Source organism: Pseudoalteromonas sp. S4741 (genome assembly GCF_005886135.1).
Lineage (GTDB): Bacteria > Pseudomonadota > Gammaproteobacteria > Enterobacterales > Alteromonadaceae > Pseudoalteromonas > Pseudoalteromonas tetraodonis.
Genome location: NZ_PNCN01000269.1, coordinates 1 through 297, shown reverse-complemented (window position 1 = coordinate 297; position 297 = coordinate 1). Strand labels below are relative to the sequence as shown.

The window sequence follows — 297 nt, the reverse complement described above, 5'->3', positions numbered from 1 at the left end:
CAGTAAAAATTCGCCAGAAGAAAATAATGAATACTAAAGTTGATACCAAATAACTCTTCTATTCAATAATTAATGGCATTTTTTACTTTTGAAAACTCTGTACAAATAACAGTGTTATTCATACGAATTTTATTATCAGCTTTTCCAAATTTTTAAAGAGCATATTAATTAGTCAACTCAAAGAGCAAACTAACTAACAATCATCTGTGTGGACACTACGAACAAATAAGTTCTAAATCGTATAAGGAGGTGATCCAGCCCCAGGTTCCCCTAGGGCTACCTTGTTACGACTCCACC

General features: G+C 33.0%; 1 rRNA gene. It reads right to left on the bottom strand.

The features are described from left to right. Window positions 1-242: 242 nt before the first annotated feature. A 16S ribosomal RNA gene (locus CWC30_RS18120) occupies window positions 243-297 on the bottom strand; the annotation flags it as partial.